Raw genomic sequence first — 26,377 nt, 5'->3', positions numbered from 1 at the left:
ATGCGCGCGGCAACCGCTACCGGCGCTCTCGCGCTCATCGCCGGCCGCGGCGCGGCCGTCGCGCTGATCCTGCCGTTGGCCGCTTTGGCCCAGGAAGCCAAGCCGCAGGTGAGCTCGGCGAAGGAGCTGGGGCCCGCCATCAATCGCTGCTGGCGGCCGCCGGCGGGGACCGAGGGGTGGGAGGTGACGCTGCGCTTCATGCTGACCCACACCGGCGCCGTGCGCGGCAAGCCGATGATCACCTATTCCAAGATCCCGGGGCCGCTCGACCTGCAGAAGCAGTTCATCGCAGCCGCGATCCGGGCCGTGGCCGACTGCACGCCGCTCAACATGGCGGAATCGCTGAGCCGCGGCTTCGGCGAGCGCCTGATCGCGATCCGCCTGCAGTCACGCGCCAAGCAGACGCCGCTCTGAGAGTCAGGCTTCTCCGTCGGCCGATCGGGCCACGCAGCGCCCTCGCGGCGCCAAGCTGAGCTGTGCACCCGGCAAGCCAGCGGCGCTACCCTGCGTAGGCGAAGTAAACCTTTCCTCTCGCCGGGTCGACGACCGTGACGCTGCCGCCTCGACCATACAAATAGAACGAGCCGCTCTCCTGGATCGATCGATCGGCTTCAGCATCCCGGTCTTCCTCGATCGCGATCGTGAAGCCGTATTTCTCAAGATATTCTGCGATCGTTGGCGGATGCTGTTCAGCACGCTTAACCGACATCATTTGCGCGTCGTGATCATAAGGGTGCCAAGATCTATCTCCCAGATGCGCCACTGGCGTTGGCTGCCACCTTGCTGTGCCGCCGGGGAGCATCTCGCCGAGCCGGCTTCCTTGCTTCCGCGCCCAATCCGCACTCGCCTCGGTGAGGCGGTAGACGACAAAGCCCGTCTCGTTGTCGCCTGGCATGAAGCCGAGGCCCCACGATCTCTCAAGCCGGTATTCCACGGACGCAACCTCGAGCGGCGCGGGAACACGTGCGAACAGCAAATGCCGATCATGGCGCTGGGCTACGACATAGGGAACGCCAATCAGACAAACGAGCGCCACAGCGATCATCGATCGCCTCATGATCCGTCCCGGCTGAGGCTTTTGCCAGAGTCGGATGGCAAAGCGCAGTACGAGTATGACGGACCAAATGCAAAGCAGGGCCGGAAGAATGACAATTGCAAGAATTGTGATAATGGGCAGAAGCAATCGCCGCCTCTCCGCAGCCGACGCTCAGCCGTCTCGGGTCACTTATCGACGGATAGCAGATCAAGCTCTGCCGCGAAATGATCTTTGGTCGCCGCATCCGCCTCAAACGGCGTTGCCTCGTCTTGCGAGCCATGCTCTCTCCACCCCAGTTGTGGCGGCGTGTACGACATCCAGGAACGCTCGCACCTTGGCCGGCGGCAGGTGTCGCGCCGGATAGTGGGCGTAGAGCGGAAAGCAGACCTCGGCCCCGTCGGCGAGGATCGGCACCAGGGCCGCGGCTCTCGAGCTAGGGGGCCAGGCCGGTGCGACGCTTTGCCCTGATGAGCGCGAGCCAGGACGCCCTCGCTCGCCCTGGAGTTGCGCTTATCCTACAAGTCCGAGGGACGGCCGCAGGCCATGACAGGGGCCGCCGACGGCGGGGCAGAGAATATGGAGACATCGGCCGGCCCGTCGGGGCGGATGCGCATCGAGCCGACATTCGCACCCGCCGTCGAGCCGTTCGCGGGACCCGAGGAGCAATCGGCCGCGGAGGGCGAGAACCCTCCGGCCAAACAGCTGCCGCGCAATCCGATTGCGCGGCATTGGCGCGGCGGCTTCTCCCTCGGTGTGTCCTATTGGGTGGTATTCACCTTGGGGTGCATTGCGGCTTGGGCGAGCGTTCGCGCCATCGTCGACGCATCCTCCGACATCGACTTCGACCCGATCAAGATCTTCTGGTCGACCGTCATGCTGTTGACCGGCCTCTCGGCCATCTTTGTCTGGCAGACGGTGGGGACCTGGCGAGCGGCGAGCAACCACGCCGCGCGTCGCCGACGGGCCGGGAAGGGGCTGCTCTGGGCCGTGGCGGCGAAGGCCATGCTGTGTCTCGGCGCGGCGGGCTTCGCCTTGCAGCTCGCGGTGGCCGGCCTGCCACAGGCGGTGGAGACGTTCAGGGTTGCCTACGCAGGCGATCCGAGCGTCCACGACTATACCATGCGCGTGATGCGCAACGGCACCGAGATCGAGATCATCGGCGGCTTCAAATACGGGCTTGCCGCGGACTTTCAGCGTATCGTCGCCGCGTCGCCGGGGATCACCGTCGTCCACCTGAACAGCCTCGGGGGCAGGTTGGGCGAAGCCAGACGACTCTACAACGCGATTCGCGCCGGCCACATGACCACGTATGTCTCGTCGACGTGCTATTCGGCCTGCACCCTGGCCTTCGCGGGAGGCCATCAGCGGTGGATCGCCCCGAGCGGCACGCTGGGATTTCATGCCCCGTCATTCCCGGGCTTGACGGCGTCAGGGTTGGCGGCGGCGGTCGAGGCGTGGCGGAAGGACTACCTGGCGGCCGGCTTCGACGCCGAATTCGTTCGCAAGGTGTTCGCCACCCCGAGCGGCCAGATGTGGGAGCCCACATCGCAGGAGCTCCTGAGCGCGCGTGTCGTCACGGCCCTTGCCGACGGCCGCCAGTTCGCCTTGTCCGGCTTCGGCAATATCGTCGACCAGCAGGCCATGCGTCGAACGATGTTGTCCCTGTCCCCCATCCTGGCCGCCATGGAGCGAACGTTCCCGAACGAGCTCGGCGACATTCTGGCGAACCTCTATCGCGACTATGAGGAGGGACGGACGGAGGCTCCGGCCATGCGCAAGCTCTGGTCCGGCGTGGCGGCCGCGATCGTGAAGGCGAGGCCGCTCGCCGATGACGCGGTGCAGGTCGACTCCGCCAAGCTGAAGGCCGATCAACTCGGGGAGCTCGCGTCCAGCCCGAAGGATTGCTTCGACTACCTGCTTGCGGGTGACGCCTTCGAGCACACCTTCTCACCCGACCTGGCGAGGCGAGAGGCGGATTTGCGGGTGCGGCTCTTCCAGACGGCGGCACCGCGTCCGCCCGTCCCTCGGCAGGATTACGAGGCGACGGTCGCGCAGCTCAGGGCGGCACTGGTCAAGCGCTACCCGGTGCGGCAGGTGGCCTTGCTCGGAAAGGACGACATCCCGCCGACGGAGTTCGCCGATTCCTGCGCCATTCACCAAGCCTACTATCGGCTCGTCGCCGCCCTCCCGGCCGAACAGGCGGCGCAGATGATGCGGCCCGACTGAGCGGCGCCACCATTCGATTGGCGACCCCGGACCGGCCGCGCCGGCGGCGCTCGCTGCTCGGCCGGGATCGGGGCCTCGGGCAAGGCGCGGCGCCCGGCTCCGTTTCGGCCGCAGGCTAGAACGCTCTGCGATTGGCTGGAATCGCCAAATCGCGAGATAGCGCTCCAGATTCAAAAGGTTATGAGCATTTCTCTGCCGTTGGATGGGTCCATCCAACGGCGCAATGCTCTAGGCCGTGCGCTGCTTCCGGTCCTTCTCGTTCTGCGCCATGATCAGGTCGCGGGCCTTCTGCCAGTCCGCGTCGGTCCAGCCGCGCAGCGCGGTGTAGAAGTTGCCGCCGGTGCCGAGCGCCTGGCCGCCGTCGAGCGCCACCATCTCGCCGTTGATCCAGCCCGAGCCGTCCGAGATCAGGAAGGTGGCGAGGTTCTGCAGGTCCTCGAAGGTGCCGATGCGGCCGAGCGGGTTCATCTTGACGGTGCGCTCGCCCGGCTGCTCGCCCGGGTTGAGGCGCTTGCTCATGCCCTCGGTCGGGATCTCGCCGGGCGCGATGGCGTTGAGGCGGATGCCGTAGCGGCCCCATTCGGTGGCGAGCGACTGGGTCATGACGCTGACCGCCGCCTTGCTCATGGCCGAGGGCACCACGAACGGGCCGCCGTTGCGCACCCAGGTGGTCAGGATCGAGACGACGCTGCCGGGGTGCCCGCCGGCGATCCAGCGCTTGCCGATGGCGTGGGTCACGTAGAACGTGCCGTGCATGACGATGTTGGCAATGGCGTTGAAGCCACCGGGCGTAAGATCCTCGGTGCGCGAGACGAAATTGCCGGCGGCGTTGTTGACCAGGCCGGTGAGCGGGCCCGAGGCGAAGATGTCCTCGACCATGGCGTCGACTGCCTGGAAATCGCGGATGTCGACGCCGTAGGTGGCGACCTTGCGGCCGGGGTGCTTGGCGGTGAGCTCGGCTGCGGTCTCGTCGCAGACGCCCTTGCGCCGGCCGCAGATGACCACGTCGGCGCCGAGCCCCATGAAGCCGTCGGCCATGGCCTTGCCGAGCCCGGTGCCGCCGCCAGTGACCAGGATGCGCTTGCCGGCGAGCAGATTGTCCTTGAACATGGCGTGTCTCCCTCTGTGGTGTCGATTTATTTGGACTCGGCCGCCGGCGCGCCCTGACGCGCGTAGCGCAGCACCTTGACGACGTGGCGGGCGACGTCCGCCGGCGTCAGCCGCGAGGACGGCTTGTACCAGAGGATAGCGCTGTTGAGCGCGCCCAGCACGTGCAGGCGGAACAGCACGCGGTCGACGTCGTCAGGCAGGTCGAGCGGCGCGATCAGGCTGTCGAACAGCCGCTCGTGCTCGTCGCGCGAGCGGATCAGCTGCGGCCGCACCTGGGCCAGCACCGGCGGGAACTTGACGTCGAGGATCGACGTCTTCTCGCCGGTGAGCAGTGCTTCGCAATGGGCGACGGCGGCCGCCTCGAAACGGGCCCAGGGGTCGTCGATGCCTTCGATGGCGTTCTCCACCGCCTCGCCGACGGCGCGGATGTTGGCCTCGTAGACGGCGACGAACAATTCCTCCTTGGAGGCGAAGTGGTAGTAGAGCGAGCCGGAGAGCAGGCCGGTGGCGGCGGCGATCTCGCGCATCGAGGTGCCCTCGAAGCCCTGCTTGGCGAAGAGACGGCCCGCCTCCGTCAGGATCTGCTTGCGGCGCTCGGCGGCGCCCGCATCGGCGCCGGCCCGATCCACGTCCCGGCGCGCGCGAACGGTGGTCCTCGCCATACCAACTCCCCCTCTGACGCCACGGCCAGGGGCCGCGATTCTCAACCAGCAATCTTGCCGCGGGCGCCGGTGACGGTCACGCTCCGCGCCCCGGCGCGGCGGCGACTGTCCACAGCTCGGCACCCGCACCGCCCTGCGACGGCGCGCATATTGCCTACGCTATCGGCGGCGGGTCAAACAAACGATAGGTTGACGGGTCGGCGGGCTTGGCTGATACCCGTGCCAGAGCGCTTTGTGATCGGGTGGACCCACCCGATCACAAGAGAAGCGCTCCGGATTCGAAGAGTTGGAGCACTTCACGATTGGATGAACATCATCCAATCGTGAAGTGCTCCAGGCCCTGGTGCCGTGGCGCCGGCGGCGGATGACGATGGACGCGGGCCGGGGCGATTCGCCCGCCCGAGTGACGGGAAGAACGGCATGGATATCAAGGGAATTGCAGCGGTGGTGACCGGCGGCGGCTCCGGCCTCGGCGAGGCGACGGCCCGCGCGCTGGCTGCCAAGGGCGCCAAGGTGGCGATCGTCGACGTGCAGGAGGACAAGGCCAAGGCGGTCGCCGCTGACATCGGCGGCCTGGCGCTCAAGACCGACGTGTCGAGCGAGGAGGGCGCCAAGGCCGCCTTCGCCGAAGCCGCCAAGGCGCACGGCCCGGCGCGCGTGCTGGTCAACTGCGCCGGCATCGGCCCCGCCATCAAGACCGTGGGCAAGGCCGGCGCGCACCCGCTCGACCCCTTCATCAAGGTGATCAACGTCAACCTGATCGGCACCTTCAACATGATCCGGCTGGCGGCGGAGGGCATGGCAGCGCTGGAGCCGCTCGGCGAGGAGCGCGGCGTCATCATCAACACCGCCTCCGTCGCCGCCTTCGACGGCCAGATCGGCCAGGCCGCCTATTCCGCCTCCAAGGGTGGCGTCGTCGGCATGACCTTGCCGATCGCCCGCGACTTGGCGCAGCTCGCCATCCGCGTCAACACCATCGCGCCCGGCCTGTTCCTCACGCCGCTGCTGATGACCCTGAGCGAGGAGGCGCGCAAGAGCCTGGGCGCACAGGTGCCGTTCCCGTCGCGCCTGGGCGATCCGTCGGAGTATGCGGCGCTGGCCGTGCACATCGTCGAGAACCCCATGCTCAACGGCGAAACCATCCGCCTCGACGGCGCCATCCGCATGGCGCCGCGCTAATAGCCCATCGCGCGGGATGGCCGGGCTGAAGCCCGGCCATCATCAAGAGATCAAGGAGGACGACCCATGGCCTTGGAACGGATGAAGCTCACCATCGACGGCCCGGTGGCCGTGCTGGCGTTCAACCACCAGGAGGTGCTGAACGCGCTGTCGCCGCCGCTGCTCGCCGATTTCAACACGGCGCTGGACGAGATCACGGACCCCGCCAAGGGCGTGCGCTGCCTGGTGCTGACGGGCGAGGGCCGCGCCTTCTGCGCCGGCGCCAACCTGCAAGGCGACATGGGCAAGCGCGAGGGCGGCAAGACCGATGCGGGCTCCTCGTTGGAGACCCAGTACCACCCGATCCTGCGCCGCCTGCGCAACCTGCACTGTCCGATCGTCACCGCCGTCAACGGCGCGGCCGCCGGCGCCGGCATGAGCTTCGCGCTGATGGGCGACCTGATCCTGTGCGCCCGCTCGGCCTATTTCATGCAGGCCTTCCGCCGCATCGGCCTGGTGCCCGACTGCGGCTCGACCTGGATCCTGCCGCGCCTCGTCGGCCGCGCCCGCTCGCTGGAGCTGTCGCTGCTCGGCGACCGCCTGCCGGCCGAGAAGGCGCTGGAGTGGGGCCTGGTCAACCGCGTCTACGACGATGCGGAGCTGCTGGGCGAGACGATGAAGCTAGCCACCGACCTCGCCAACGGCCCGACCGTGTCGCTCGGCCTGATCCGCAAGCTCTATTGGGAGTCGACCGACAACTCCTTCGAGGAGCAGCTCGACCTGGAATGCCAGAGCCAGCGCGTCGCCGGCCGCAGTGAGGATTTCAAGGAAGGCGTGCAGGCCTTCCTGCAGAAGCGCCCCGCGGCCTTCAAGGGGCAGTGAGACGTCAGCAAGCCGATGGATGGCCGGGTCAAGCCCGGCCATGACGCCGGAGGGCTTGCGCTTCACGACCATGCCGTCATGGTCGGGCTCGACCCGACCATCCATCAAAGAAAAAGCAGGGAGAGCGACCCATGGCGACCCTCGCCCGCGAGGAGCGGCTGGCGTTCCAGGACTCCGTCCGCCGCCTGCTGGCCGACCACAGCACCGAGGCCGACGTGCGCCGGACCATGGAGCTGCCGGAGGGCTATGATCCGGCGCTGTGGCGCCAGCTCGCCGAGCTCGGCGTCGTCGGCCTCCTGATCGACGAGGCCCACGGCGGCACCGGCGCCGGCCCCATGGAGCTGGAGCTCGTCATGGAGGAGGCGGGGGCCGCGCTGCTCTGCGGGCCGCTCCTGTCCAGCGGCGTCCTGGCCGCCGGGCTGCTCCAGGCGCTCGGCGACGCCGACGCGCAAGGCCGGCTGCTGCCGCGCATCGCCGACGGCTCATCCATCGCAACCGCCGCCATCACCGGCCCGTCCGGCGCCTGGGCGCGCGATGGCGTGGCCGTGACGGCGTCCGAGACGAGCAACGGCTGGAGCCTCGACGGCGAGGCCTCCTACGTCATGCACGGGCAGATCGCCGACGTGCTGCTGGTGGCGGCCAACGCCCCCAACGGTCTCGCCGTCTTCGAGGTCGAGGCCACGGCGCCCGGCGTCGCGACAACGGCGCTGCCGACCTTCGACCACACGCTGCGGCTGGCGCAGATACGCTTCGCGCAGGTGCCGGCGCGGCGGCTTGCGGCCCGCGGCGGCGCCTGGGACGCGGTGGAGCAGGCGCTCGATCTGGCCCGCGTGGCGCTCGCCGGCGAGCAGGCCGGCGCCGGGCGGCGGGTGCTCGACTTCACCGTCGACTACGCCAAGGCGCGCGTGCAGTTCGGCCGCGCCATCGGCAGCTTCCAGGCCATCAAGCACATGGCCGCCGACCTGCTGCTGGAAGCGGAGAGCTCGGTCTCGGCCGCCCGCCACGCGGCTCAGGCCCTCGCCGAGGGCGCCGCCGATCGCGACGCCGCGATCAGCCTGGCCGCCTTCGCCTGCGCCGATGCCTTCTCGACCATCACCGCGACCGCCGTGCAGATGCATGGCGGCATCGCCTTCACCTGGGCGCACCCGGCGCACCTCTACCTGCGCCGCGCCCGCGCTGACGCGCAGCTCTTTGGCACCCCGGCGTTCTACCGCGAACGCTATGTCCAACAGCTGGGAGGCTGAGATGGCAGAGACGCCCCACACGCCGGATGCCGACGAGGCCCTGGCCGAGGAGGTGCGCACCTGGCTTGCCGCCAATTGGACCGGAGCGCCCGTCGACGCTGCCGGCCTGCGGCAATGGCTCGCCAAGGTGGTCGAGGCGCGCTGGGCGGTGCCACGCTGGCCGGTGGAGTGGGGCGGACGTGCGCTGCCGGACGCGCAGGCGCGCATCGTCGAACGGGCCTTCGCCGCGGTCGGCGCGCCGGGCACCGGGCAGGACCGCACCAACCTGTGGGCCAACACGCTGCTCGCCTTCGGCCAGCCGGCGCTGAAGCAGCAGCTGGTACCGCGGCTGCTGCGCGGCGACGTCGGCATGTGCCTGCTCTACAGCGAGCCCGGCGCCGGCTCCGACCTCGCCGGCCTGCGCACCCGGGCCGAACGCCGCACCGACGCGACCCACGGCGATCATTTCGTCGTCAACGGCCAGAAGGTGTGGACCTCCAATGCCGCGACGGCCGAGTATGGCATGCTGATCGCTCGCACCAATTGGGACGTGCCCAAGCACCAGGGCATCAGCTTCTTCTTCTGTCCGATGAAGCAGCCGGGCATCGAGGTGCGGCCGCTGCGGCAGATCACCAACGAGAGCCACTTCAACGAGGTGTTCATCACCGACGCCATCGTGCCGGCGGAGAACCTGCTGGGCGAGCTCGGCCAGGGCTGGGGCGTGCTGCAGACGGCGCTCGCCTACGAGCGCTCGCTGATGGGCGAGCAGGCGCGCGGACCCCGAAGTGGCGCGGCCGAGAGCGTGGGCGAGGAGCCGCTGATCGCCCTGGCGCGCGAGGCGGGCAGGCTCGGCGATCCTCTGACCCGTCAGGATCTCGCCCGGGTGGTGGCCTTGAAGAAGCTCAATGCCCTCAACACGGCGCGCGCCAAGGCGGACCTGGCGCAGGGCACCTCGTCGCCGATCATGAGCCTGGGCAAGCTCGCCATGTCGCGCATCCTGCACGAGGAGGCGCGGCTGCGCACGGCGCTGCTCGGCCCCGAGAGCCTGCTCGAGGGGCCGGACCACCCCCGTGCCGAGGATGCCAACTTCCTGAGCCTCAACGCCTATTTCACCTCGATCGGCGGCGGCACCGACCAGATCCAGCGCAACATCATCGGCGAGCGCGTGCTCGGCCTGCCCAAGGAGCCCGAGGTCGACCGCGACGTGCCGTTCCGGCAGGTGCGTGGCGGGTAGGCCTTCGGCCGCTCGGGGTTGCGCGCGTGGCATGAAGTCGTAACATCTGCCACCACGCAACGGATCGTTCGGTGCCCAACGTCGCAAAAGTCAGCATCGCTCTTACCGAAGAGCAGATCGCCTTCATCCGGGCCGCGGTGGAGGGGGGGAGTACGCGACAGCCAGCGAAGTCGTGCGCGAGGCGCTGCGCGACTGGCAGGCAAAGCGCGAGCTGCGTCAGGACGAGATCAACCGACTGCGCCAGCTCTGGGATCAGGGCGTCGCAAGTGGGTCCGCTGGCCCGGTCGACATGGACGATCTGCGTCGGGAAGCACGCGCGCGCCTGAAAGCGGCGAGGAAATCGACCTCCCTTGACATGTGAGGTCTTCTGGACGCGAGAGGCCCGGGACGATCTGCTGGACATATACGTCCTGATCGGCCTCGAGCAGCCCGCCGCGGCCGAACGTTACTTCAACCGGATCGACGCGAAGGTAAAGCTGCTTGCTGAGCAGCCGCGTCTGGGCGTGCGCCGGCCGGATATTCGGCCGGCGCTGCGCATTTTGCTCGAACGGCCCTACGTGATCCTCTACCGCACGGAGCCGGACAGCGATGACCGACCGGTCCAGCTCGTCGAGATCGTCCGCGTCGTCGATGGAAGGCGCGAGCTGACGCGCCTCTTCTGAGGCCTACTCCGCCGCCACGGGCCGGCCCGACGCTGCGCGCCTGCCGAGCACGATGACGTCCGCGTCCGGCTTGTCGGCGAACAGCCGGTCGACCAGGGCGGCGCGGCGCTCCAGCGTGGCGCGCTGATTGATGTAGCCCTTGTCGGTGATCTCGTTGCCGTCGACCGACGGCGGCTCGCTCATCAGGAGGGCGCGCGAGATCGTGGTGCTGGAGCCCGGGTTGTCGGCGTTGTAGGCCTCCAGGCCCTCCTTCAGGCGGGCGATCACCGCCGGATGGCGGATCAACTCCTCGGCCCCGGCCTCGGGCAGGCCGGCGAGCTGGCGGCAGGCCAGCACGTTGGGCCACGCGAGCACGCCGATATAGGCCTTGTCCTGGCCGCCGATGACCGCGTCCTGGATGACGGGGGTGGCGGCGGCGACCGCCGCGATGCGCAGCGAGCCCACGTGCACGAAGGTGCCCGTCGAGAGCTTGAAGTCCTCCACCACGCGGCCGGCGAAGATCAGGCCCTCCTCCGGCTTGTCCGGGTTCACCATCACGCCGGCGTCGCCGATCTTGTAGAAGCCCTCCTCGTCGAAGGCCTTCTCCGTCAGCTCCGGCTGGCGGTAGTAGCCCGGCGTCACCGTGACGCCGCGCAGGCGCAGCTCGTACTTGTTGCCGGCCGGGATCATCTTGAGCTCGATGCCGGCGAAGGGCAGGCCGATCAGGCCGACGCGCTCCGTCTCCCAATAGGTCGAGGTCGCCGTCGGCGCCGTTTCGGTGCAGCCCCAGCCGGTGGAGAACACCAGCCGCTCGCCGGTGTACTTGATCGCCAGCGCCTGCATGCGGTCGTAGAGGTCGTCCGAGAGCGTCGCGCCGCCGTAGGCGAGCTGGCGCACGTTCTTGAAGAAGCTCTTGCAGAGCGCCTCGTCCGCCTCCAGCGCCGAGGCCAGTGCCGCGTAGCCGGCCGGCACGTTGACGTAATAGGTGGGCGACACCTCGCGCAGGTTGCGCAGCGTCTCCTCGAACTGGCCGGGCACCGGACGGCCGTCGTCGATGTAGAGCATGCCGCCGTCGGCGAGCACGGCGTTGAACATCGAGTTGCCGCCCATGGTGTGGTTCCAGGGCAGCCAGTCGAGCACGGTGCGGCGCACCGCGCCGGGCTCCGGCGGGGCCGCCTGCTGGCCCATGGCGACGTTCGCGGTCATCATCTCCTGGGTGTTGATGACGGCCTTCGGCATGCCGGTGGAGCCGGAGGTGAACAGCAGCTTGCCGATGGTCTTCGGCCCGATGGCGGCGATCGAGCGCGCCACCGCGTCGGTCACCGGCGTGCTCTCCCATTCCGTGTAGGAGATGCTGGGGACGCCGGGCGCAGGGCGGTCCACGTGCACCACCGTGACGCCGGTCAGGTCCAGCGCCTTGAGCGCGCGCTCGAAGGGCGGGCCGTCCTGCACCATGATCACGCCGGGGGTGAGCAGGTTGAAGACGTGCTTGAGCTTGGTGAACTCCTCGCTCATCAGCGAGTAGCCGGGCGACACCGGGGCGGCCGGCAGCCGCGCCTGCATCGCCGCCTGGGTCATGAAGGCGTGCTCCAGCGAGTTGCCGGAGAGGATCATCACCGCCCGGTCCTCACTAAGACCGAGGTTGAGCAGCGCCTGGGTCAGGCCGTCGACGATGCCCTTGGCCTCGCCGAACGAGACCTTGCGCCAGGCCCGCTCCGGCCCGCGGCGCTGGGCCAGCCAGACGTTGTGCGGCGTCGCCTCGGCCCAATGCGCCAGGTAGGCCGGCACATGCCGCTCGTACGGCTTCAGCGCGTGGCGCGAGCGCATGACCATGGAGCCGTCGTCGCGACGCTCCAGCTCGATATCGCGGCTCATGAAGTTGATCTTGCGGAACGGCGGCAGCGAGCTCGCGACCATCTCGTCTCTCTCCCGTGAGGCCATGCAGCTTGTCGTTGTGCGAGCGCAGCGCGCTCAAGTCAGGCTCTACCTATACCGTCCCGGCGGCGGGACGCAAAAGCGGTGCGCGCGGGGCTGGTCACCTCTCCCCGCGTGCGGCTGTCGTGTGCACACATCGCGGCAGCAAGAACCGTGCCCTGGTTTCGGCGGCTTTGCGCGGACGAAGCCGCCGCGCACCCTCGCCCCACTTGTGGGGAGAGGGAGGGGTGAGCGGGCTCCGGGCCGGTGACGCCACGCGGCGAGCCCTTCACCCGAGCCCTCTCCAGGAAGAATGCGGCGCGCCGCATTCTTCCGTCCTTTGAGTGCGGGGCGAGGACGTTAGGCCTTCGTCGCCATCTGCGCCGGGCCGCGGTCGCTCGGCCAGTAGCGGTCGCGCAGCAGGCGCTTGTAGAGCTTGCCGGTGGGGCTGCGCGGCAGCTCGGCCTCGAAGTCGATCGACTTCGGGCACTTGATCGGCGACAGCCGCGTGCGGCAGTACTCCATCAGCTCGGCCGCCAGCTCAGGCCCGGTGACGACGCCGGGGGCCGGCTGCACCACCGCCTTGACCTCCTCGCCGAACTCGTCGTTGGGCACGCCGAACACCGCCGCGTCCGTCACCTTGGGGTGGCCGATGAGCACGTCCTCGGTCTCCTGCGGGTAGATGTTCACGCCGCCGGAGATGATCATGTAGGCCTTGCGGTCGGTGAGGAAGAGGTAGCCCTCCTCATCGAGATAGCCGACGTCGCCCAGCGACGACCAGCCCTTGTCGTTGTAGGCGCTCTTCGTCTTCTCCGGGTCGTTGTGGTAGGTGAACTCGGGCGCGCCGGCGAAGTAGATCTGGCCGATCTGCCCCGTGGGCACCACCTCGCCGTCCTCGCCGACGATCTTCACCTCGCCCACCAGCGAGCGGCCGACCGAGCCAGGACGCTCCAGGGCCTCCTTGGAGGAGATGACGGTGGAGCCGTTGCCCTCGCTGCCCGCGTAGTATTCGAGCAGGATCGGCCCCCACCAGGCGATCATCTGCTGCTTCACCTCCACCGGGCAGGGGGCGGCGGCGTGCACGGCGCCCTTGAGGGAGGAGATGTCGTACTTGGTGCGCACGTCGTCCGGCAGCTTGAGCATGCGGATGAACATGGTCGGCACCAGCTGCGAGTGGGTGGCCTTGTACTGCTCCACCAGCCGCAGGTAGTCCTCGGCGTCGAACTTGTCCATGATGACGGACGTGCCGCCGTAGCTCATCACCATCATGTTGAAGCGCAGCGGCGCTGCATGGTAGAGCGGCGCCGGCGACAAGTAGATCGACTCGCTGTTCATGCCGCACATCTTGCCGCAGAGCAGGTCGAGGAACGGGTTGACCTTGGTGAACGGCTCGTCGAGGAAGGCTTTCTTGACGCCTTTGGGCTTGCCCGTGGTGCCCGACGAATAGAGCATGTCGTAGCCGAGCACCTGGTCGGCGATCGGCGTCGTCGGCTGGGCGCCGACGGCCGTCTCCCACGACTGGAAGCCCTCGGCCTCGCCCGTCATCATGTAGCAGACGGTGCCGGGCGCGAGCAGCGACTTGAGCTCGGCGGCGCGGTCGGCGAACTTGCCCGAGGTAATGAACACCTTGGCGCCGCAGTCGCCGACGATGTAGCCGACCTCCTCGGGCTTCAGGTGGCTGGAGATCGCCGTGTAGTAGAGGCCCGAGCGCTGGGCGCCCCACAGCACTTCGTAGAAGCGGGCGTTGTTCTCCAGCAGCACGGCGATGTGGTCGCCGGGCTTGAGGCCGAGCGAGCGGAACAGCTGCGCCGCCTGGTTGGAGCGGGCGTCGAGCTCGCCATAGGTCACGGTCTCGCCGGTGCGCGCCATGATGTAGGCGGGCTTGTCCGGCGTGGTCTGGGCGTGGATGGACGGATGGGTCATCGGCTGATGGCTCCCGGTCGATGGTGTTTCAAATGGGATAGTGACTGTTTCGAGCGGCCGGAGCTTGTTCTGGAACCATGAGGTTCCCCCCACCCCTACCCCTCCCCACAAGGGGGAGGGAGGCCTTCGCTTGTCAGCGTAGAGAGTAGGCGAGGACCTGACCGAATGGCCTCCCCCTTGTGGGGAGGCTGTCCCGTGCGAAGCGGAAGGGACTGGTGGGGGTGTTGCCTCGACGTCAGCAAAACCTGCCTCGGGTGCGCGGCTGCGCTCGCTCGCATCGCCACTAAATAGTGCGGCCGATCAGCTCTTTCATGATCTCGGTGGTGCCGCCGTAGATGCGCTGCACGCGCGCATCGGTGTACATGCGGGAGATCGGGTATTCGCGCATGTAGCCGTAGCCGCCGAACAGCTGCAGGCACTCGTCGATGATCTTGTTCTCCATGTCCGTGGTCCACCACTTGGCCATGCAGACCGTCTCGACGTCGAGCTTGCCGACGAGCAGCAGCTCGGTGCAGTGCTCCACGAACACCCGGGCGATGCGCGCGTGGGTCTTCACCTCGGCCAGCTTGAAACGGGTGTTCTGGAAATCGAGCAGGCGCTTGCCGAAGGCGGTGCGCTGCTTGACGTAGTCGGCGGTGAGGTTGAGCGCCCGCTCCATGGCGGCGACCGCCTGCACGGCGATGATCAGCCGCTCCTGCGGCAGCTGCTGCATGAGCTGGACGAAGCCCAGGCCCTCGCGCTCGCCGAGCAGGTTGGAGGTCGGCACCCGCACCTCGTCGAAGAACAGCTCGGAGGTGTCGGCCGAGTGCTGGCCGATCTTGTCCAGGTTGCGGCCGCGGCGGAAGCCCTCCACCTTGTCGGTCTCGACCACGATCAGCGAGGTGCCCTTGGCGCCCTTGGTCGGATCGGTCTTGGCCACCACGCAGATCAGGTTGGCGGTCTGCCCGTTGGTGATGAAGGTCTTGGCGCCGTTGATGACGTACTGGTTGCCGTCGAGCTTGGCGGTGGTCCGCACCCCCTGCAGGTCCGAGCCGGTGCCGGGCTCGGTCATGGCGATGCCGGCCACGATCTCGCCGGTGGCGAGTTTGGGCAGCCAGGCCTGCTTCTGCTCCTCTGAGCCGTAGTGCAGGATGTAGTGGGCGACGATGCCGGAGTGCACGCCATTGCCCCAGCCGGAGATGCCGGCGCCGATCTGCTCCTCGATCAGCGCCTTCTCGTGGGCGAAGGTGCCGCCGCCGCCGCCGTATTCCGCCGGGATCGAGGCGCACAGCAGGCCCTGCTCGCCGGCCTTGGTCCAGATCTCCCGGTCGATGATGCCCTGCTCCTCCCAGCGGTCCACGTGGGGGGCACACTCGCGCTCGAAGAAACGCCGCGCCTGCTCGCGGAAGATCACGACGTCTTCGGTTTCGTAAGGCCTCGGCTCGCTCACCGTCCACTCCTGCTGTTCGTCTCGCCCCCGGCGCGAGGTTCCCGCGCAGCCGCCAGCTATACCTACCAAACGATTGCTCGACAACGGCGATGTCCCATCTGGCCGCCGCGCTTCAAACCGTTCTAAGCTGCGCCCGGGGCCGGCCAGGCGCTGCATGGCGCGCGGCCGCGGGGGAGGGGACTCATGGGCAAAAACCTGGGCGCGGCGGCGGCCGCCGCCTTGATCTGTCTCGCCGGGCTCGCGGCGGCGGTTGCGGCGGAGCCGACCGCCCAGGCGGGCAAGGACCTGCCGCCGGTGCGCGTCTGGGACATCCCCGACGTGGAGGCGCTGCCCGACGACGAGAGAGGGCGGCTCGCCCGCTACGGCCGCTCGATCTTCGAGGCCACCTACGCCCACATCGGGCCGGAGGTGGCCGACCCGGCCAAGCGCTTCGCCGGCAACAACCTGGCGTGCAGGAACTGCCACCTGAACGGCGGCTTCAAGAAGTTTGGCCTGCCGGTGATCGGCGCCTCGGCGGATTTCCCCGCCTACAGCGCCCGGCGCGGCGCGCCGGCCACGCTCGAGGAGCGGCTCGACAGCTGCATGACGCGCAGCCTGAACGGCCGGCCGATGCCCGCCGACCTGCGCGAGATGCGCGCCCTCGTCACCTACCTCGACATCCTGTCGAGCGGCATCAAGGCCGACGCCGACGTCATCGGCAAGGGCGCCGGCCGGATGGCCGAGCTCGACCGCGCCGCCGATCCCGTGCGCGGCAAGGCGGTCTACGCCGACAAGTGCGCCCTGTGCCATCGTAGCGGCGGCGAAGGGCTGCGCCGCGGCCTGCCGGGCGACGCGCTGGGCTACCTGGTGCCGCCGCTATGGGGGCCGGACAGTTTTAACGACGGCGCCGGCATGAACCGGCTGATCACCGCCGCGAACTTCGTGCACGCCAACATGCCCAATGGCACCGACTGGACGGCGCCGGTGCTCACCGTCGACGATGCCTGGGACGGTGCTGCCTACGTCGTTTCGCAGCCGCGCCCGCACAAGGCCGGCCTCGCCGCCGACTTCCCCGACAAGCTCGACAAGCCCGTCGACACCCCCTACGGCCCCTACACCGACGGCTTCTCGGAGCCGCAGCACAAGTACGGACCGTTCGGCCCGATTGACGCCAAGGTGAAGGCGCTCAGGGCGGAGGGGAAGTAGGCGGGACCCGTCCCTCTATTCTGGACGCCCCCTCACCCCGCCCTCTCCCCGCAGGCGGGGCGAGGGGGCGCAGTTGCGCTCGACGCGCACTTCGGTTTCAGCACGAGCAGGTCACGTTGTCCCACGACGCATGCAGCCGCGCACCTCGCCCCGCTTCGACGCAAGTCTGGTCTACCCGACTTGCGCAACTTGGGATTGAAGAATGCGGCAAGCCGCATTCTCCTGGAGAGGTCGGCTTGCGCGAAGCGCAGGCCGGGTGAGGGGGGCCGGGAAGCGTGCGCCTTCGGTTCCAATGGCGCTCGGCAATCTGCGGCCAGCTGCCGCCTGCCTAGCCCTCGCCGCCGATGATGATGGTGGGGACGCCCAGCGTGCCGTCGCGGACGGTGAAGACGCGCGAGCCGGGGCGGCGGCCGGCGCGCAGCTCGGAGACGTTGAAGCCTGCGTCGGCCAGCCGCATGCGCGCCGCCTCGATGTCGCTGGTGCGCCAGGAGAAGCCCCAGAGGTCGTCCGCGCCGTCGGAGACCCCATTCTTGAGGTCGTGCACCACCTCGACGATCAGGTCGCCGCAGCGGAACAGCATGATGCGGCTGCCCCAATCGGCGTAGGTCTGGTCGAAGCGCAGGCTCAGGCCCAGCCGCGCGCCGTAGAAGGCGAGCGCCCGCTCCGGTGCGGGCGTGCGCAGCACCACGTGGTCGAGCCCGACGATGGTGCCGGGCGCATCGAGGCTGGGCTGCGCCCACGCCTTGGTGTCGCGCGGCGGCGCCTCGACCAGCGCCACCCGTACGCCGTGGCTCAGGGCGCCATCCACCAGCCGGCGCGCCGCCGGCTCGGCCCCGGCGCTGCCGAAGGCCGCCTCGTCGGCGGACGCGAACGCCGCCGTGGCGACGCTGCGGTTGGTGAGCAGCCGCTCGGCATGACCCGTGTCCTTCACCGTGAAGGTGAGCCCGAACAGGCCGTCGGCCGCGCCGGGGGCCACCGCCAGGTCCATGTTGGCCAGCCGGAAGCGCGGCGCGCGGCCCTCGGCCAGCGTCGGCGGCAGGCCGAGCAGCGCCTCGTACGCCCCGAGCGCGGCGGCCGTATCGCCCGTCGCCAGCGTCACATCCCGCAAGCCCTCGATCATGGCACCCTCCACCGTCCGTTCGAATAAGGAACCCGCTCCCTGCCTAGCACGGACCGAGCTGCCTGCGCACCCTCTCCCCGCGAGCGGGGAGAGGGTAGGGGTGAGGGGCGCTGCCGCTTGGTGACCGCGCTAGCGCCTGTCCTGTATGCCCCCTCACCCGCTTTGTGCTCGCTGCGCTCGCACAAACCGACCTCTCCAGGAAGAATGCGGCTTGCCGCACTCTTAAATCCCCAGGTGCGCAAGTCGGGTCTACCCGACTTGCGTCGAAGCGGGGCGAGGTGAGGCGTCGCTGGCCGTGGAACGACCATTGCCAAACCCGCCCGCGCTGCGCGACAACCGCAGCCAACATCATAACCGTTCGGCGGAGGAAGCATTGAGCTATTTGCAGCAGGAGCCGACCACCGGCACCCAGACGCTCCGGACCCTCAGGCGCTATCCCGACCGCATCGCCTTCGCGACGGACGAGACGCGGGTCAGCTATGCGCACGTGTCGAACGTCATCGGCCAGCTGCAGCACGTGCTCGCCGGCCTGAACCTGCCGCGCGGCGCCGGTGTCGCCGTGCTCACCGCCAACCGCTGGGAGACCTGGTGCTGCGGCGCCGCCGCCCAGGCCCTGGCGCTGCGCACCACGCCGCTGCACCCCCTGGGCTCGCTCGACGATCACCTCGACCAGCTCGCCGACGCCGAGATCCAGGTGCTCATCGTCGATGCCGCCCATTATGCCGTCCGCGGCGGCGAGCTCGCGGCGCGCGCCACGGGCCTCCGGCACGTCTTCGCCCTGGGCGCCACGGCCGATTTCGGGCCGGACATCATGCAGCTCGCCGCCGCCGCAGGCTCCGTGACGGCCAAGGACCTGGCGCTGCCCGACGATCCCTGCGTGCTCGGCTACACCGGCGGCACCACCGGCAAGTCCAAGGGCGTGCTGCGCAGCCACAGCGCCGCCAGCGCCATCACCGCCGCCGTGCTCTCCGACTTCGAGCTGCCGCAAACCCCGAACTACCTCGCCGTGGCGCCGATCAGCCACGTGGCCGGCACCAAGGTGCTGCCGACGCTGATCCGCGGCGGCACCGTGCACCTGATGCAGGGCTTCGATCCGGAGAAGGTGCTCGCCACCATCGCCCGCGAGCGCATCAACTTCACCCTGTTCGTGCCGACGATGATCTACGTGCTGCTCGACCATCCCAGGCTCGATGCCACCGACCTGTCCTCGCTGGAGCTGGTGCTCTACGGCGCCTCGCCCATGTCGCCGACGCGGCTGGTGGAGGGGCTGGAGCGCATCGGCCCGGTGTTCTCCCAGCTCTACGGCCAGTCCGAGTGCTATCCGATCTCGGTGCTGCGCAAGGCTGATCACGACAAGGCCCGCCCGGAGCTGTTCGCCGCCTGCGGCACGCCGGTCGCCGGCTGCTCGGTCACGCTGCGCGACGAGGAAGGCCGCGAGGTGCCCCAGGGCGAGGCCGGCGAGATCTGCGTGCGCGCGCCGCAGGTGATGGACACCTACTGGAAGCGGCCGGAGCAGACCGAGGACGCCTTCAAGGGCGGCTGGCTGCACACCGGCGACGTCGCCCGCGCCGACGAGCGCGGCTATCTCTACATCGTCGACCGCAAGAAGGACATGATCGTCACCGGCGGCTTCAACGTGTTTCCGCGTGAAGTCGAGGATGCCTTGACCAGCCACCCCGCTGTCGCCATGGCGGCGGTGATCGGCGTGCCCGACGAGAAGTGGGGCGAGGCGGTGACGGCGCTGATCGTGCGCCGCCCGGGTGCGGCGGTCACCGGCGACGAGTTGATCGCTTTGGTCAAGAGCCGCAAGGGCTCGACCCAGGCACCCAAGCAGGTGGAATTCCTGGACGAGCTGCCCACGACAGCCGTCGGCAAGGTGGACAAGAAGGTGCTGCGGGCCCGCTACTGGGCCGGCCAGCAGCGTATGGTGGGCTGACCATGCTCGATCCCAAGCTCAGGGCGCGCCTGCGCCTGCCCGTCATCGCCGCCCCCATGCTGCGCGTCTCGGGTCCCGACCTCGTCAGCGCCGCCTGCCGCGCCGGCGTCATCGGCGCCTTCCCCACCGCCAATGCGGGCGGCCCCGACGGCCTCGACGCCTGGCTGACGCGCATCGCGGCCGAGGTGCGCGAGGCCGCGGCCGGCAAGCCTTACGCTCCCTGGTGCCCCAACCTGATCATCCGCTCGCCGCACATGGCCGACGACCTCGCCGTGCTGGTGAAGCACCGGGTGGAGATCGTCATCACCAGCGTCGGCTCGCCCGCCGCCGTGACCGGCCCGCTGCACGACATCGGCGCCCTGGTGCTGGCCGACGTCGCCACCTTGAAGCACGCCGAGAAGGCGATCCAGGCCGGCGCCGACGGCCTGGTGCTGCTCACCGCCGGGGCCGGCGGCCAGACCGGCTGGATGAATGGCTTCGCCTTCGTGCGCGCCGTGCGAAAGATGTTCGACGGCCCGATCGTGCTCGCTGGCGGCGTGGTCGACGGCCACGCGCTGCTCGCGGCCGAAGTGCTGGGCTGCGACCTCGCCTACATGGGCACCCCCTTCATCGCCACCACCGAGAGCATGGCGGACCAGGGCTACAAGGAGATGCTGGTCGACGCTTCCATGGACGACGTGCTGCTGACCAAGGCCTTTTCGGGCTTGCAGACCAACATGCTGCGCCCCTCGATCGTCGCCGCCGGCCTCGACCCGGACAACCTCGACGAATCCATCACGCTACGCTCGGCAAAGGAGATGTTCGGCCCCGGCGGCTCCGGCCCCCGCCGCTGGGTGGACGTGTGGAGCGCCGGGCATTCGGTGTCGGGCGTGACCGCGGTGCAGCCGGTGGCGGAGCTGGTGGAGGCGGTGGCGCGGGATTATGCGGGGGCGAGGGGGCGGCCGGGTTGAGACCGGGTGCGCCCGCGTCTGGATCGACGCATTGCTTGGCTCAAACAGGCCCTTGAAGCAGAATCCGTTCGCGCGAAACGAACGGATTCTGCGCTGAAGTTGGCGAGGCCGGATACGTTCAGATCCGCTCGATGATGATCGCCGGCGCCATGCCGCCGCCCGCGCACATGGTCACAAGACCACGCTTCAGGTCACGCCGCTCCAGTTCATCAAGCACCGTGCCGACCAGCATCGACCCCGTGGCGCCAATCGGGTGGCCAAGAGCCATCGCCCCGCCATTCACATTGACCTTGTCACGATCAAGCTTCAGGTCGCGGATAAACTTCTCCGCGACCACCGCGAAAGCCTCGTTGATCTCGAACAGATCGATATCATCAACGGTCAGTCCCGCCTTGGCGAGCACCCGACGGGCCGAGGGGACCGGCGCGTTCAGCATCAGCGTCGGATCGTCGCCCTGGTTGCCCATGGCCACAACCCGCGCCCGCGGCTTCAGGCCACGCGACTTCGCATAGTCCGGGCTGGCGAGCAGCACCGCGCCTGCACCGTCGACCACACCGGACGAGTTGCCGGGATGATGGATCGGCACGATGTCCAGCCCGGGGTACTTCTGCAGGATCAGGCTGCGATAGGTCGCGCCGCTGTCGTCAACCTGCACGTCAGCCAGCGCCTCGAACGAAGGTTTCAGCGCGGCAAGCCCCTCGAGGGTGGTGCTTGGCCGGGGGAACTCCTCACGATCCAGCGCAACCGTCCCGTCCTGGCGACGAACCGCGACCAGGCTCCGGTTGAAGCGCCCCTCACGGATGGCGACATCGGCGCGGCGCTGGCTTTCCAGCGCCAGACGGTCGGTGTCCTCCCGTGTGATGCCTTCGATGCTGGCGATGGCGTCGGCGCAGACGCCCTGGTTCGACTGCGGATGCACGGCCCGCAACTCGAGATTGCCCCGGTCCATGACCGGCGGGCCGTCGTTGGGCCCACGACGCAGCGGCATCGACATCATCTCGCAACCGCCGGCGACCACAAGATCAGCCATCCCCGACATCACGCTCGCGGCGGCGAAGTTGACGGCGGTGATGCCGGATCCGCAGAAGCGGTCGAGGGTGACGCCGCTGCTGGTCACATCGTAACCCGCCGTCAGCGCCGACATACGGCCAAGATCTCCGCCCTGCGGGCCAACCTGGGAGCTGGTTCCCCAGATGACGTCATCGACGTCGGCGGTGTTGAGGCTATTGCGTTCGGCCAGGGCCTTCAGCACGGTCGCGCCGAGGTGCTGGGGATGAATTTCGGACAGGGCGCCCTTGGGATATTTGCCGACGCCGCGCGGCGTGCGGCAGGCGTCGATGATCCACGCTTCGGTCATCTGGCGTTTTCCTCTTTCGTTTCCGGGGCCCCATGGGCCGACATCCGGTTTGCGCCGGCGAGCATAGACATCGCCGCTCGGGATGAGAAACGGATTTGGAGCCTCTAACAAAACCCTTTATTGCCGCGGCTTTGGCGGCATGGGCCAAGCAGCCGGCGGCGGCTCGCCGGCTGCCGTCACCGGGCCGCTGCACGACATCGGCGCCCTGGTGTTGGCCGACGTCGCCACCCCTCAAGCACGCCGAGAAGGCGATGCAGGCCGGCGCCGACGGCCTGGTGCTGCTGACGGCCGGCGCCGGCGGCCAGACCGGCTGGATGAACGGTTTCGCCTTCGTGCGTGCCGTCCCAAAGATGTTCGACCGGCCGATCGTGCTCGCCGGCGGCGTGGTCGACGGCCACGCGCTGCTCGCAGCCGAGGTGCTGGGTTGCGACCTCGCCTACATGGGCACCCCCTTCATCGCCACCACCGAGAGCATGGCGGACCAGGGCTACAAGGAGATGCTGGTCTCCGCCTCCATGGACGACGTGCTGCCGACCAAGGCCTTTTCGGGCCTCCAGACCAACAGGCTGCGCCCCTCCATCGTCGCCGCCGGCCTCGACCCGGACAACCTCGACGAATCCATTACGCTGCGCACCGCCAAGGAGATGTTCGGCCCCGGCGGCTCGGGCCCGCGCCGCTGGGTGGACGTGTGGAGCGCCGGGCACTCGGTCTCGGGCGTGACAGTGGTGCAGCCGGTGGCGGAGCTGGTGGAGGCGGTGCGCGGGATTATGAGGGGGCTAGGGGGGCCTCTGCGGCAAGTTCCGGGCGAGCCGCAGAGGCTGGCGGATTGTGTATCTTTAGTTGCGTGGGGCTCGTTTTCCTGGCTAAGTCGTCCGAATGCTAGGATGGGGTTGGGGATAGAATCCGATGGCAGAAGCCGCCCAGGATAGCTCTCGAACTGCGGGGTCTGTCGCCCTCGGAAACCAGGAGAGCAGCCAGGAAGTTCTTCGTAGATCGGCTGCTCACGAACTGTTCGTCGCAATCGTGGCTCCTGCTGGGGCAGGAGCGGGGACCGCTGCCGGTATCCTGAAGAAATACCTCGAACAAGCTAGTGTTGAGGGTGCTCCCTATGAGGTGCACGTAATCAAGGCAAGCGGGCGGATCAAATCATGGGCTCGCGCCCGCGACATATCAGTCCCCGTTGATGGAGGACGAAAATCGCTCGGCGGCATTATTGCCATGCAGGACGCTGGCGATGAGATGAGGCTAAAGTCGAACGACAATGCTGCTGTCGCGCGAGCCGCGATCGCCGAGATCAGGGAAGTTAGAGCGCAGCATACGAGTCTGCCGCCCGGAGAGCTCGATGGCAAGCCTCGAGCTTATATCATTGATGCTTTACGCCATCCCGCTGAGGCAGCCTTGCTGAGGCGTTTGTATCAGGACGCTTTCACGCTGGTCGGAGTTGTGTGCGATCCGGAGGCTCGCAAGACGCGTCTACTTCACGAGCTCTTTGAGTTGAAAGATCGTTCCCTGCCAAAGACAAAGGACGATGTTGCGTTCTTTATGGAGCGGGATGCGGATGCACCAGAAAAGCATGGACAACATGTTATTGATACGTTTCATGAAGCGGATTTTTTTGTAGATAATTCAAAGCATGCTGGCGATGATATTGCTAATACGGCTATGAACGAGCCTCTTCGGCGGTTGGTTAGGCTCATTACTTCGACTGAGGTAATCAGGCCGACCGCTGAGGAAACGGCTATGCACCACGCTCACTCGGCGCGGTTGCGCAGTGCCTGTCTTTCTCGACAGGTCGGTGCTGCTCTGTTGGACGAGAGGGGGAATGTCGTCGCAACGGGCGCGAACGAAGTTCCAAAGGCCGGCGGTGGCGTTTATGGTGAGTTATTCGGCGGGGAAAATTTCCCTGATGATAGATGTGCATTCCGTATAGAAAAATTCTGTTCGAGTAATAGAGAGCAGAATGAAATAATTGAAGACCTGATACGTGAATTTCCGTCGCTAGTTATTGATGGAAATAAAGGGAAGGTAATTGCGGCGCTTAGGCGTACGCGCATCGGTGGTCTAATTGAATTCAGCCGTGCAGTTCATGCGGAAATGGACGCGATCTTGTCGGCTGCAAGAACTGGAGTGTCTCCACGCGGGACGCGTCTTTTTGTAAGCACTTTTCCTTGTCACTATTGTGCTAGACATATTGTGAGTGCGGGTATTGACGAGGTTCAGTACATCGAACCCTATCCCAAGAGTCGAGCGCTTAGCTTGCACTGCGACTCAATAACTACCGACTCAACCGGGTGGATTGCGCCGTCGCGAGGAGGGGTGACCTCCCCACCTGCGGTCGCTGCGATCACCCCTGAAGAACGAGTTATCCCCAAGGTTCTCTTCCGTCCGTTCGTTGGCGTGGCGCCACGCATGTACGGGCGTGTGTTTCTCAAAGATCGAGACTATAAGGACAAAACGACAGGAGAGTACGGAATCTCACCGCCTGATTGGGGTGGGCCAAGCGAGATTTTCAGGCTACGGTACACGGAGCTTGAGAGAGAGTTGGGTCGCATTGGATAATGGCCAGGGTTCCTTTCCAGGCGACGGGAAAACGCGTGTACGTGACCTCCATTGGCAAGGGGGACGGCGTGCAACTGTCGCTGTTTGATTATACGCCGGTCTATCGACTGGTGTGTCTGCCTATGGCGGACCTTCACGGCATAACGTTTGCTCGGGCGCTGCGTAGTATAAGGCCAGCCGCGATTGTCGATTTGAGGAATTATCCCTATTTTGATCTGGTGGGGCTGAATCGTTCAACGGCATTCGAAATATTTGAACGGTCATCCGCGCGCTACCTACACCGTCCTCTCGATTTGCGTCCTCCTGTTGATCAGGGCGCTCGGTGGCAGTTGCGACGCGATGCAAACGATATGCTCTCTTTTATTGTAGATATGCACATCGGCGCGGAGCCGCCGTCATACGCTCTGCTTGTTGACCATCTTCCCGATGTCGAGGTGTTAGACCAAGCTATCCGAAGCTCAGAGCCAGAACGCGCTTATCGGTGGCAGCTAGAGGGTCCGGAGACGCCGGCAGTGGAACGAAGCTAGATCTAGGCTATTTTCAACCTTTGATTGTTTATCTCAGAGTCGCCGCTCCCAGTCAGCGCGGCGGTCGCGGGCGCCATTTCCGACGCCAGCGGCAGCATCGCGGCCGGCTTCTGGCTCTCGCCGGTGCTGTTGGCGCTCGCCGCATTCGTGAACCAGCAGCCCCCGCCGCCGACCGCCTGAGAGGCGTGCGGGGGCTTCGCAAGGTTCGGATGGAGCTATTTCTTGTAATAAGTCTGCGCCACCTGGTCCTCCGTGTTCTTCCCGCAGGAGATCACCGGATAACGCGCCGGGTTCTGCTCCGATTTGCACGACGGAAAGGCATCCAGCGCGGCGTCGTAGTTCACGCCGAAGAACTGCACCAGCGAATAGCGGTGCTCCTGGGTGAGGTTCACCACGCGGTGGGGGCGCGACAGGAACAGGTCGTTGCTCCAGCGTTGCATCAGATTGCCGAGGTTGATGACGAACGTGCCCTCGACTGGCGTCACCTCGATCCACTCGCCCTTCACGCCCTTGACCTGCAGGCCCGGCTGCGGCGACTGCCAGACGGTGGTGAAGAGCTCGTAGTCCTTGTGCGCGCCGATGCCGATGCGGCTCACGTCCCAGTCCGGGTCCTGGGGCGGATAGTAGCAGGCCCGCATGCGCGACATGGGCTTGGTGTAGATGGCGTCGAAATAGCTTTCCGGCAGGTCCAGCGCCAGTGCGAAGGCGCGCAGCATGGTCTTGCCGAATTCGAGCTGGGTGTCGAAGTAGGTGCCCAGCGCCCAGCGGAAGTCGGCGGGCTCGTCCGGCCAGGCGTTCGGGCCGTAGAACTTGATGCCCTTGAGGTAGTCGGGATCGTCCGCGGGCAGGTCGTGGGCCGCCTCGAACGCCTCGTGCATATCGCCGCCCTTGAGCTCGTGGTCGGCGTTGATGTCGCCGTGCGCCACGTAGCCCCGGTGGTTGGGCGTCGACATGTAGTGCAGCTTCATCTTCTCGGCGCGCGGCAGGGCAAAGTAGCGCTGCATGGCCGCGTAGGCGCGCTGGATCACGGCGGCGGGAATGCCGTGGTTCCTCACGTAGAAGAAGCCGACGTCCGTGCACGCCTTGCGCAAGTCCGGCGCGATCTGCCGGCGGACGTCGGGGTCGCTCGACAGCATCGGGCTGAAATCGAGGACCGGAATCGTGTCGCTGATATTGCGCTTGAAGCGAATTCCCTTGCCGGTATCGACGACGGTGTCCGGGCTGCTGGACATGGCTCCCTCCGGTTCGATGACAACCGGCGGATCTCATCATCCGGTGCCGGGCCCGGCTTGGCTCTCGGCGCAC

Annotated in this window: 22 protein-coding genes and 1 pseudogene; 14 read left to right on the top strand and 9 right to left on the bottom strand. The window is 67.5% G+C overall.

Annotated elements, in window-relative coordinates; all coding sequences use genetic code 11:
• Positions 1-414 (top strand): hypothetical protein, encoded by a 414-nt coding sequence (locus tag ACZ5PO_RS39255; protein ID WP_464188813.1) that lies wholly within the window; start codon positions 1-3, stop codon positions 412-414.
• Positions 415-499: 85 nt separating this feature from the next.
• Here ACZ5PO_RS39255 and ACZ5PO_RS39250 read toward each other — a convergent pair whose 3' ends face one another.
• Positions 500-1,045 carry a hypothetical protein gene (locus ACZ5PO_RS39250; protein WP_464188811.1) on the bottom strand — a complete coding sequence of 182 codons (546 nt, stop codon included), beginning with the start codon at positions 1,043-1,045 and terminating at the stop codon, positions 500-502.
• Between the two features lie 534 nt (positions 1,046-1,579).
• On the opposite strand from ACZ5PO_RS39250, the gene ACZ5PO_RS39245 reads away from it, so the two are divergent.
• Entirely contained in the window at positions 1,580-3,262 is a 1,683-nt protein-coding gene (locus ACZ5PO_RS39245) for a COG3904 family protein (RefSeq protein WP_464188809.1), read from the top strand.
• A 228-nt stretch (positions 3,263-3,490) separates the two neighbouring features.
• Here ACZ5PO_RS39245 and ACZ5PO_RS39240 read toward each other — a convergent pair whose 3' ends face one another.
• Together ACZ5PO_RS39240 and ACZ5PO_RS39235 are read right to left on the bottom strand one after the other, a co-directional pair.
• On the bottom strand, positions 3,491-4,372 hold the full coding sequence (locus ACZ5PO_RS39240) for an SDR family oxidoreductase (RefSeq protein WP_464188807.1): 882 nt from the start codon (positions 4,370-4,372) through the stop codon (positions 3,491-3,493).
• A gap of 26 nt (positions 4,373-4,398) precedes the next feature.
• Positions 4,399-5,034: a TetR/AcrR family transcriptional regulator gene (locus tag ACZ5PO_RS39235; protein WP_464188805.1), complete on the bottom strand. Its 636-nt coding sequence runs from the start codon at positions 5,032-5,034 to the stop codon at positions 4,399-4,401.
• A gap of 420 nt (positions 5,035-5,454) precedes the next feature.
• Here ACZ5PO_RS39235 and ACZ5PO_RS39230 point away from each other — a divergent pair, with 420 nt between their 5' ends.
• The 6 genes from ACZ5PO_RS39230 (at position 5,455) to ACZ5PO_RS39205 (ending at position 10,193) form a co-directional block, all read left to right on the top strand.
• Positions 5,455-6,213 (top strand): SDR family NAD(P)-dependent oxidoreductase, encoded by a 759-nt coding sequence (locus tag ACZ5PO_RS39230; RefSeq protein ID WP_464188803.1) that lies wholly within the window; start codon positions 5,455-5,457, stop codon positions 6,211-6,213.
• 66 nt (positions 6,214-6,279) lie between these two features.
• Positions 6,280-7,074, top strand: coding sequence for an enoyl-CoA hydratase/isomerase (locus tag ACZ5PO_RS39225; protein WP_464188801.1), 795 nt, complete (start codon positions 6,280-6,282; stop codon positions 7,072-7,074).
• 131 nt (positions 7,075-7,205) lie between these two features.
• Positions 7,206-8,318 (top strand): acyl-CoA dehydrogenase family protein, encoded by a 1,113-nt coding sequence (locus ACZ5PO_RS39220; RefSeq protein ID WP_464188799.1) that lies wholly within the window; start codon positions 7,206-7,208, stop codon positions 8,316-8,318.
• A 1-nt stretch (position 8,319) separates the two neighbouring features.
• Positions 8,320-9,531, top strand: coding sequence for an acyl-CoA dehydrogenase family protein (locus ACZ5PO_RS39215; RefSeq protein WP_464188797.1), 1,212 nt, complete (start codon positions 8,320-8,322; stop codon positions 9,529-9,531).
• Positions 9,532-9,703: 172 nt separating this feature from the next.
• Positions 9,704-9,892, top strand: a complete 189-nt coding sequence (locus ACZ5PO_RS39210; RefSeq protein ID WP_464188795.1) for a hypothetical protein — start codon at positions 9,704-9,706, stop codon at positions 9,890-9,892.
• Complete coding sequence (locus tag ACZ5PO_RS39205; protein WP_464188793.1) at positions 9,882-10,193, top strand: type II toxin-antitoxin system RelE/ParE family toxin; 312 nt, start codon at positions 9,882-9,884, stop codon at positions 10,191-10,193. Before ACZ5PO_RS39210 ends, ACZ5PO_RS39205 begins: the two co-directional genes overlap by 11 nt.
• Positions 10,194-10,196: 3 nt before the next feature.
• Here ACZ5PO_RS39205 and ACZ5PO_RS39200 read toward each other — a convergent pair whose 3' ends face one another.
• The 3 genes from ACZ5PO_RS39200 to ACZ5PO_RS39190 form a co-directional block, all read right to left on the bottom strand.
• The gene (locus ACZ5PO_RS39200; protein ID WP_464188791.1) at positions 10,197-12,089 is read right to left on the bottom strand and encodes an AMP-binding protein; all 1,893 of its coding nucleotides are present in this window, start codon (positions 12,087-12,089) and stop codon (positions 10,197-10,199) included.
• A gap of 357 nt (positions 12,090-12,446) precedes the next feature.
• Positions 12,447-14,009, bottom strand: coding sequence for an acyl-CoA synthetase (locus tag ACZ5PO_RS39195; protein ID WP_464188789.1), 1,563 nt, complete (start codon positions 14,007-14,009; stop codon positions 12,447-12,449).
• Positions 14,010-14,292: 283 nt separating this feature from the next.
• Complete coding sequence (locus tag ACZ5PO_RS39190) at positions 14,293-15,438, bottom strand: acyl-CoA dehydrogenase family protein (protein WP_464188787.1); 1,146 nt, start codon at positions 15,436-15,438, stop codon at positions 14,293-14,295.
• 183 nt (positions 15,439-15,621) lie between these two features.
• On the opposite strand from ACZ5PO_RS39190, the gene ACZ5PO_RS39185 reads away from it, so the two are divergent.
• The gene (locus tag ACZ5PO_RS39185) at positions 15,622-16,623 is read left to right on the top strand and encodes a c-type cytochrome (protein WP_464188785.1); all 1,002 of its coding nucleotides are present in this window, start codon (positions 15,622-15,624) and stop codon (positions 16,621-16,623) included.
• A 328-nt stretch (positions 16,624-16,951) separates the two neighbouring features.
• Here the strand turns inward: ACZ5PO_RS39185 and ACZ5PO_RS39180 are convergent, their stop codons facing one another.
• Complete coding sequence (locus ACZ5PO_RS39180; protein WP_464188783.1) at positions 16,952-17,743, bottom strand: VOC family protein; 792 nt, start codon at positions 17,741-17,743, stop codon at positions 16,952-16,954.
• A 373-nt stretch (positions 17,744-18,116) separates the two neighbouring features.
• Between ACZ5PO_RS39180 and ACZ5PO_RS39175 the strand changes: the two genes are divergently transcribed.
• The gene (locus tag ACZ5PO_RS39175; protein ID WP_464188781.1) at positions 18,117-19,679 is read left to right on the top strand and encodes an AMP-binding protein; all 1,563 of its coding nucleotides are present in this window, start codon (positions 18,117-18,119) and stop codon (positions 19,677-19,679) included.
• A gap of 2 nt (positions 19,680-19,681) precedes the next feature.
• Positions 19,682-20,629 carry an NAD(P)H-dependent flavin oxidoreductase gene (locus tag ACZ5PO_RS39170; RefSeq protein ID WP_464188779.1) on the top strand — a complete coding sequence of 316 codons (948 nt, stop codon included), beginning with the start codon at positions 19,682-19,684 and terminating at the stop codon, positions 20,627-20,629.
• A gap of 118 nt (positions 20,630-20,747) precedes the next feature.
• On the opposite strand, the gene ACZ5PO_RS39165 is transcribed toward ACZ5PO_RS39170, so the two are convergent.
• A complete protein-coding gene (locus tag ACZ5PO_RS39165) occupies positions 20,748-21,986 on the bottom strand; it encodes an acetyl-CoA C-acetyltransferase (RefSeq protein ID WP_464188777.1) in 1,239 nt (412 codons plus the stop codon).
• A gap of 160 nt (positions 21,987-22,146) precedes the next feature.
• Here ACZ5PO_RS39165 and ACZ5PO_RS39160 point away from each other — a divergent pair.
• The 3 genes and pseudogenes from ACZ5PO_RS39160 to ACZ5PO_RS39150 form a co-directional block, all read left to right on the top strand.
• A pseudogene (locus ACZ5PO_RS39160) lies at positions 22,147-22,735 on the top strand (NAD(P)H-dependent flavin oxidoreductase); the annotation flags it as partial.
• 157 nt (positions 22,736-22,892) lie between these two features.
• On the top strand, positions 22,893-24,545 hold the full coding sequence (locus ACZ5PO_RS39155) for an anti-phage dCTP deaminase (RefSeq protein WP_464188775.1): 1,653 nt from the start codon (positions 22,893-22,895) through the stop codon (positions 24,543-24,545).
• A gap of 35 nt (positions 24,546-24,580) precedes the next feature.
• Positions 24,581-25,072 carry a hypothetical protein gene (locus tag ACZ5PO_RS39150; protein WP_464188773.1) on the top strand — a complete coding sequence of 164 codons (492 nt, stop codon included), beginning with the start codon at positions 24,581-24,583 and terminating at the stop codon, positions 25,070-25,072.
• A gap of 215 nt (positions 25,073-25,287) precedes the next feature.
• On the opposite strand, the gene ACZ5PO_RS39145 is transcribed toward ACZ5PO_RS39150, so the two are convergent.
• Positions 25,288-26,304 (bottom strand): isopenicillin N synthase family dioxygenase, encoded by a 1,017-nt coding sequence (locus ACZ5PO_RS39145; protein ID WP_464188771.1) that lies wholly within the window; start codon positions 26,302-26,304, stop codon positions 25,288-25,290.
• Positions 26,305-26,377: the final 73 nt, after the last annotated feature.

It is taken from the genome of Chelatococcus sp. KU-N122 (assembly GCF_055391085.1).
Note: the sequence above shows the minus strand (reverse complement) of the source record. Positions and strands in the feature narration are given on the sequence as shown.